Origin of the sequence: Leptospira harrisiae, assembly GCF_002811945.1 — a bacterium.
GTDB lineage: Bacteria > Spirochaetota > Leptospiria > Leptospirales > Leptospiraceae > Leptospira_A > Leptospira_A harrisiae.
The window spans coordinates 1-7,251 of the sequence record NZ_NPDX01000009.1 but is presented as its reverse complement, the minus strand read 5'-3'; the positions used below and the strand labels follow the sequence as shown (position 1 = coordinate 7,251).

The window sequence follows — 7,251 nt, the reverse complement described above, 5'->3', positions numbered from 1 at the left end:
GTTGAAGATAACACCAATTTCTTCCCCTGCTGTGACAATGCTTGATGCATTGGAACTTACACTTCCTTTGGATTGGTTTACCAATGCATAAGGATCTTCATTGGCAGATCGACCTGGAAGGTTGTTTTTTACATAATTATCTACAACTTTCCTTGCGTTATCAAATCCACCAAGGAACTCATATTCCAGATTCGCGTTTTTGGAATAAACAGCATCACGAACGCTGTAACCGGAATTTTTGATTTCTTTTAATAATACTTTGAGAGATGGGTTTTGGTCTTCTTTGGTTGTATCATAGGAATAACTGTTATACTCTTCTATGATAGATAAAAAATTTCCTAAACGGTGTTCTGCTTGGAATTCTAACTCTCTCAGGCGGTTGGTAACTTGTACACTTTCTGTTGGTGTTGCCTGTCCCGCTTGGGTAATTTGCGTATAACTCAAGTAAGATTCTACTTTGACTACTTTGTTGGAAATGTCCCAAGCTAATTTTTTCTTATCTTCTTCTGCTTTGTATCCAATACTAGCAACTGCAAGTTTTACATTCTCTTCTTTTAAAGAAAGAGCCAGTTCCGAAAATCCGGTTTTGTAAGAATAAGAATTTAGAAACACTCCTTGTTGGATGGTAAAAAATGGATCAATTCCATTGGCATGTGTTGGGTCATAAAGCCCGGCTTGGCTAAGTAAAATGGATTGTTTTTCTTCTTCTGTGACAGGACTTCCGAGTTTGTTACCTGCAGAAGTTATATATTCTTCAATGTTTTCACCGGAGTAGGATCTAAGGAGATAATCCATTCTGGCTGCTTTGGTGAGAGCACCCATAAGATTTGACTCATAACCATTGGTATTCAACCAATTGGCAAGACTTGTTGTATCTTCTGGGGACAAATCATCTGTCCAGTTTTGGTAGTATGTATTTAATAAATGATATTCTTTGAGAGAGTCGGGAAGGTAAGTCGATGGATTTTTAGATCCTCTTTCTCCCGCATATGTCATGACGGTATCTCTATCAGAATCACTGAGTCGCATCAAACTTGCGAACTCATTTGCTAATGTTTGTACACCCATATCTACATTACGAGTTGCGTAATCTTCAAATGTTGCAGTTAGGATATAGTTTTTTAATTCTGCTGGGTACTGTGTGAGATTCGGGATGGTTCCTTGTGCCAAAGATGTTTGGATGCGGCTGAGAGATTGGCGTAAAGCCAGTTCTTTTCCTGCGTCTCTTAAGTCTTCGTCGTATGTGAGTAATAGGCTGTCTACTTGTGCTAAGTTAGATGTTCTTAATAATCTTGCTTGTAGATCGTATGGTGTGATGAGTTCTTCGATTTCTGTGATTTGTGTTTCTGTTAATGCGGCTCCTAAAAAATTTGCTGTTCTTTCAAGTTTGCCACTCGGTCCCGGTAGAACAAATTTTCCACTCTTCACATCGGATAAAAATTTATCTATTGTTCCATTGTTTGCAATGGTTCCTAGATATGCCTTGGCCAAAATGACTTTTTGGTTTTCCCAAGCAAAGGCTTTCAAGTTGTCCATTCCTGAGATGATAGAGGAATCTAAACTGTATCCTGATTGGTCTAATTTCGTTTTTAATGTTTCAAATTTAGTAAGGGATACACCAATTTGATCCATAGACTGATCCAGTGGCAATCCTTGTGTTTCCAATCCATCAATCATAGATCGAAGTTCTGCAAATAGTTTGGCTGCTTCTTCTGCTGTTTCTCTCGTTGATTTGGACTCTTCGTAGTCGGTTTTGAGTTTCGCTGTATCTGCTTTGTCAGCTGTTGATAAACTTTGGTAGTATTTCAGTCCTGCCATTTCTTTCGTAAATACTTCTGCATTGGCAAGTGATTCCCAAAGAGAAGCATTTACTTCTTCCCCACGAGCTGCTTTGGCAGTTAAAAATTCACGAATCCCTTTTGTATAACTAATCAAGTTTTCTTGGCTGATTGTATTCTGGTTTGCAGCAGATGCATACACCACAATCCTTTCATCCAAATTGTCTAAATACTCTTCCCCATTTTCTTCCGATTCTTTTCTTCTTGCATAAAGTGCTAAGTATTGGTCGGAAAAACTGATTCCTTTATACATCGTTTCAGAAAAGGCGTTCAATGCAGAGAGTTGTTCCGAACGTGTAGTCACAGAGGTTTTTTGGGCAAGTGCTTCTGCTTCCATGTCGGCTAATTTTTCTTGGATATTATAACTGAGTCCTAGTTCCCCATCTGTAAAAGTCCAATGGAATTTGGGTCTACCTTCCGCTGAATTAAAATAATCACTAAACCCCGGTAAGGTGGAATTGATCTTACCCAAACTCGTGATTGTCAAAAAAGTTTTGTCGGCGATTCCAATTGAGGATTTATATTCTGTGAGTAAACTTTGGGATTTCTCTGTTGCCTCTTCCAATTGAAGAGTGAGCTCACGCATATAGTCTGTGGCTTGCATTTGTTTTGCAGAAAAATCTTTCAACTTTTCAGAAACTTCTTCTGCTAGTTCTGCAAATTCCTCAGTGCCAGGAGTTGTTGCTCTCCAAGTTGTTAAAACTTGAATGTAGTCAGCATGTGTCGATTCCAACTCTGACTTGATCGTACCCCAATTGGCAATCATTCCATCAAGGGATGTTTTTACTGCTTCTAGTTCTGAATAATCCAATCCAGCAAATGGTTTCTTATATCCAGTTAACTGAGAATTTGAATCAAAGATAGGTTGGGATGTATCTTCAAAATCTTTTAATGTGAGATACTGATTTAGTTTTTGAACTTCTGATGTGTATCCTGATTTTTTTGTATCATCAAAGAAACTTAAATAACTTGGGTATTCCGTTTCCACCGCAACATGTTTTGGATTTAAAAGTTGTGACTGCTCAATGATCGCAGTGGCACTATTGTCTATGTTTAGAATTTTATTGGTAATCTCTGAGTAGATTGCAAGTCCTTCTTTTTCTCCGAAGATCTCGATTAGTTTTCCAACATCAAGTAAGGAGCTAAGCTGCGCACGAGGTGTACCTGGATTGTTTGTTAAATGCCCAGATAACAAATTAGCACGACGAGTTTCTTCACTTGAGTCTCTGTCTGTCGATGTTCCGATTCGGAAAGAGTCACTGAGTAATCGGGATGCAGTAATGTCATCAAGTCCAGATACAGCATCATGTAATTCTTTGAGTATACCTGTGGCTTTGTTTTCTTGTCTTTTGAAGTATTCTTCTTTCAGAACACTTAGAACTTCTCCAGATCGAACTCGGGCTGCAAAATCATCCACTTTTTGGGATACGGCAATTTCACGAGACACCTGTCCTGTAGCAGCTTGGAAGAAAAAGGATTCTCCATAAGAAAAACTTTCTTTTAAGAATTTCTTTTCGTTCGCAGATCCATTCCATCGAATTTCTTCTCTTTCACTAACACTGTATTCTTTGCCACTTTCATAAAAGGATAAGAGAGCATCTGCATAATCCTTTTGGTGTTGCATATCTTCAATAAAGTCATTGTAATTTGGACCCGCAATGTAATTGGCAAATGCCCCACGACTGCTTCTGAAAAAATCAAGAAGTGTTGCCATTGCTCTTCGTTCTACGATCGAATTTGTATCTGTTTTTGTATCTTGGTTAATGACCTCGGAGTCTTTCAACATACGAAGGTAAATAGACTCAACGTTTCTTTCTCGTTCGCCTAAATTACCCACATAATCTAGGAACATTTCCATAGCTCTGGCATTAACTTCTGCACCAGCTATTTTCTTTTTCTTTTCTGCTTCTTTTTGGATCGCAGCTAACTTGGCTTCGTTGCCATTTTCATCGAGTAAAAATGTTAACTCTGCTTCTTTGCTTCTATATTCTAACTCAAATCCATCAAAGAATGATACAAGACCATCTGAAACTTGTTTTGTTTTTGTATTTCTGTCTTCAAGTGCATTGCGGAAAACAAGATTCATTTGTCCATAATGTCCCATTGCTTGAATGGAATCAGAAAATAATGTTCCCACATCATTCAAAGATAGGATCATATTTCTGGACATGTTCGACTCATCACCACGAAGAGTGGTAAAAGCATTTTTGGTATTAGTTCTTTCTGTACCGGTTAAAGTTGCATCGACAACAGCATCCGTTTTTGACAGAGCATCCATTACATTCACATTCAAATACTGAACTGTTTTATTAACTTCTGCGATGTATTGATTATATTGGTCAATTTTTGTTACAGCGGTTCCAATTGCTTGTTCGAGTTCCACAATTTTTGCCGCATAAGCAAGGCTTCCTTGGTTGCCTGCATTAGCAGCCACATAAGACTGGTAATTCGTTATTGCTGTTTTTAGTTCCGCAATCCCTTCTTTACCAATTGACAGAGCATCTCCAGAAGAAGCGCCTAAACTTTGTAAATATTCATAAGCAGGAATAATCGATTCTGCATTCAAATAAGAAGCATCTAAACGAGAATCTGCATAAAGTCTTGATACAATGGTCTCATATTGGTTTACATAAGCAGGAATTTGATTCGAAGCAGTTTCTAGCTGTGTGACATCAAGTAAGTTGATTTTTGTAAGTAAATTAGTAATACTATTGTCATGGGACGTTATAGCAGTCACAACCGAGGAATCAAGGCCTGTCAAACTGGCTTTCCATGTCTCTAAACTTTGTTTTACCTGAACAGAAACTTGGTTTCCATATAACTGGACTAACTTATCACCAGCTAACAATGAATCAATTTTTTCTTCTAAGGTTCCTTCTCCATCAAGAACCTCAACAAGTATTGCCCGGTTTTCTTTTAGTTTTTCAAATTCTAAAACTCTTTGGTTGATCTCGGCATAAAACGATTGGGAACGAAATGCATTTTCTCTCTCATATTGGAGCTCATACATCTTCTTTTCTTGTTGGCGCAGAACTTCTCTTTGGCGGTCGAGTTCCTCTTGGGCTTGTACAATTTCTCCCCTAAGTCCAGAATTTCCTTGGATGGCACTAGAATCAGAAGTTAAATCTCCAATTTGACCAAGCATCCCTGGGTTACGAATTAGCACCTGGATCTTTAAAGCAGCTTCATACGCTACGGAAGCATCACCCATGCTGGCTCTTGCAAGCTCCAATGCTTTTCTTTTCTCTTCTAAAATTTTATTTTGTTCTGCAAGTTGATTTAAAATGGTGTCTGGATTGGTTGTTGTTGATCCCACTTCCACACTTGAATTTGGATCCATACCTGGTGTTCCAAATACACTGCTTCCGCTACCATTCAATTCAGAAAGAAGAGCCAAATATGCTGTTTCTTTTGCTTTGAAGTTTTGTCTAATTGTGTCTAACTCTGCTGCAATCTGAGCTGCTGTTTTTTGACCAACATTTCCAACCGCATAATCATATACTGCTTTAGCACGATCCCGTTTTGCTTCTAATAACTTCAACTCTTCGCGAGCTAGTTTGAGTTCAAATTCTTGTACACTGAGTATATAAGGATCACTTCCACCAGCATTGACAAGGAGTCCCTGACCTACACCCGTTCCACGGATGTCTTGGTCATGGATCTGATTTTGTGTAGCAGCCACTAGGTTTCTATATCTAGTTTGTAAGCCACCCCAATAATCTCTTTGTTGGCGATATTCCGCGATCACACCTGAGTTATAACCACTGCCAGGTGCCTCTGCACGCGCAAGTGCATCCTCAAACCAATCCAAATTAGAGGCAATTGTAGATAAAGTATCTGCACCAACAGTGATTACATCGGTAATCCCTCTGACATGTGCATCCCAACTAGTTTTATTCGTAGCAAGTGTACGATCCAATTCCTCAATCGCCTTTGCCTTGTTTTGTACCATTGCGGCTTCGCTTGCATCCCACTGTTGCAAACCATCTTGGATTTGTTTTTGGACTGTTGCTACCCACTCTTCTCTTGCTTTAACAAGTTGGCCATAGGCATTGGTCCAATCTCCTTCCCCAGATCGCCATTGCATTTCTACATCTCGGTCATAACGAAGTTTACCAAGAATCATCTCATCAATTGCTTTTTGCCAAAGCCCTTGGCCTTCTTCTAATGCTTTTAATACTTTTTCTTGGTAAGCATCATCTCCGCTTTGGAAATTCAATGCAACTTGGTTAGGAAGTTTGTTCTCACCATAAACAAAAACTCCACCGTTTTGAGCTATCTGCTGTTTGGTTCTCTCTACAAGAAGTTTTGCTAACTCAGAAGGGTTTGTTTCCTGCGCCAATCGATTGGACATGTCTTCATTTTGATTCTGTTGCGAAACAAAATACATTCTCTTTGAAGAAAGTAAAGAAGACTCTTCGTATTCGTAATCTGCTCTATATTGTTCTTTTAGTTTTGCTAATTGGCTTTCATATGCTAACCGTTCTACTTCGGAGGAAAAAGTAACGCCATCTTGTACCTGAAGGAATGCCTGCTCCAGAGATTGTTCCCAATTGGTTTGGATATTTGTGGAGACTAAATTCATTGTCTCATCCCAAAGCCTTACCTTATCAACCGCAGTTGCACCAGCTTTAGAAGCTGCATCTGCTTGGGCCATACCTAGAACTAAACCTGCTCGATCCACCAAATCCCATACATGATCCAATTGCGGACTTTGTAAATATACCTTCCAAAATCCCCGTCTTTCGTCTATCTCACGTTGGACTTCCTCTTCCCAATCCTCTTTGGCGAGTCCCTTCTCTATTTCTAACTTTTCACGTTCTCTTTTTTTCTCTTCCGGATCTGCAAACGCTCGCAGTTCCTTTTCTAATTCTACTTCTGCACGTGCTTCCCAATCCCCACGCACAACCCCAAGACCACGACCCACTAACTTATTAAACTCTTCTTCGGAAGTGGCATGGTTCGCTTGTTCAAACTGGCGATCCATCTGGCCATCAGTTCCCTTCCGCCATAAATCTCGGAATCTGTTCTCTTGCCCAATTAGGCCCAATACAAAGGAACCAAAGGTGATTTCAAATATGATGATTGATAAAATTGCAGACTTTAGTCCTTTAACAAGGGCTTGTTTTGTGTTTTTTAACTGGCGTTTTTGGGTCTTTGTCATGTAACTTCGCTTCCTAACAACCGTTCTGTCAGAATTGTGCTTTAACCTAACTTCTACCCCCTAACCGTCTACTAGATTTTAGTAAAAGAATATCAACTTTTACGAATGCGACATAATTTAATTCGTAATGCAATTCACTATAATGTTTGTTACATCACCACCACTCACACGACCAAATCCATTGCTGATTGTGCATGTCTGGGTTGAGGGTTTACTTGATACCGTGATTACGTAGTTTGTGCCATCTGG

The 7,251-nt window shown here is 39.3% G+C and carries 1 pseudogene; it reads right to left on the bottom strand.

Annotated elements, in window-relative coordinates:
* Positions 1–7,002: pseudogene (locus CH364_RS18500) on the bottom strand (hypothetical protein); the annotation flags it as partial.
* Between the last annotated feature and the right edge of the window lie 249 nt (positions 7,003–7,251).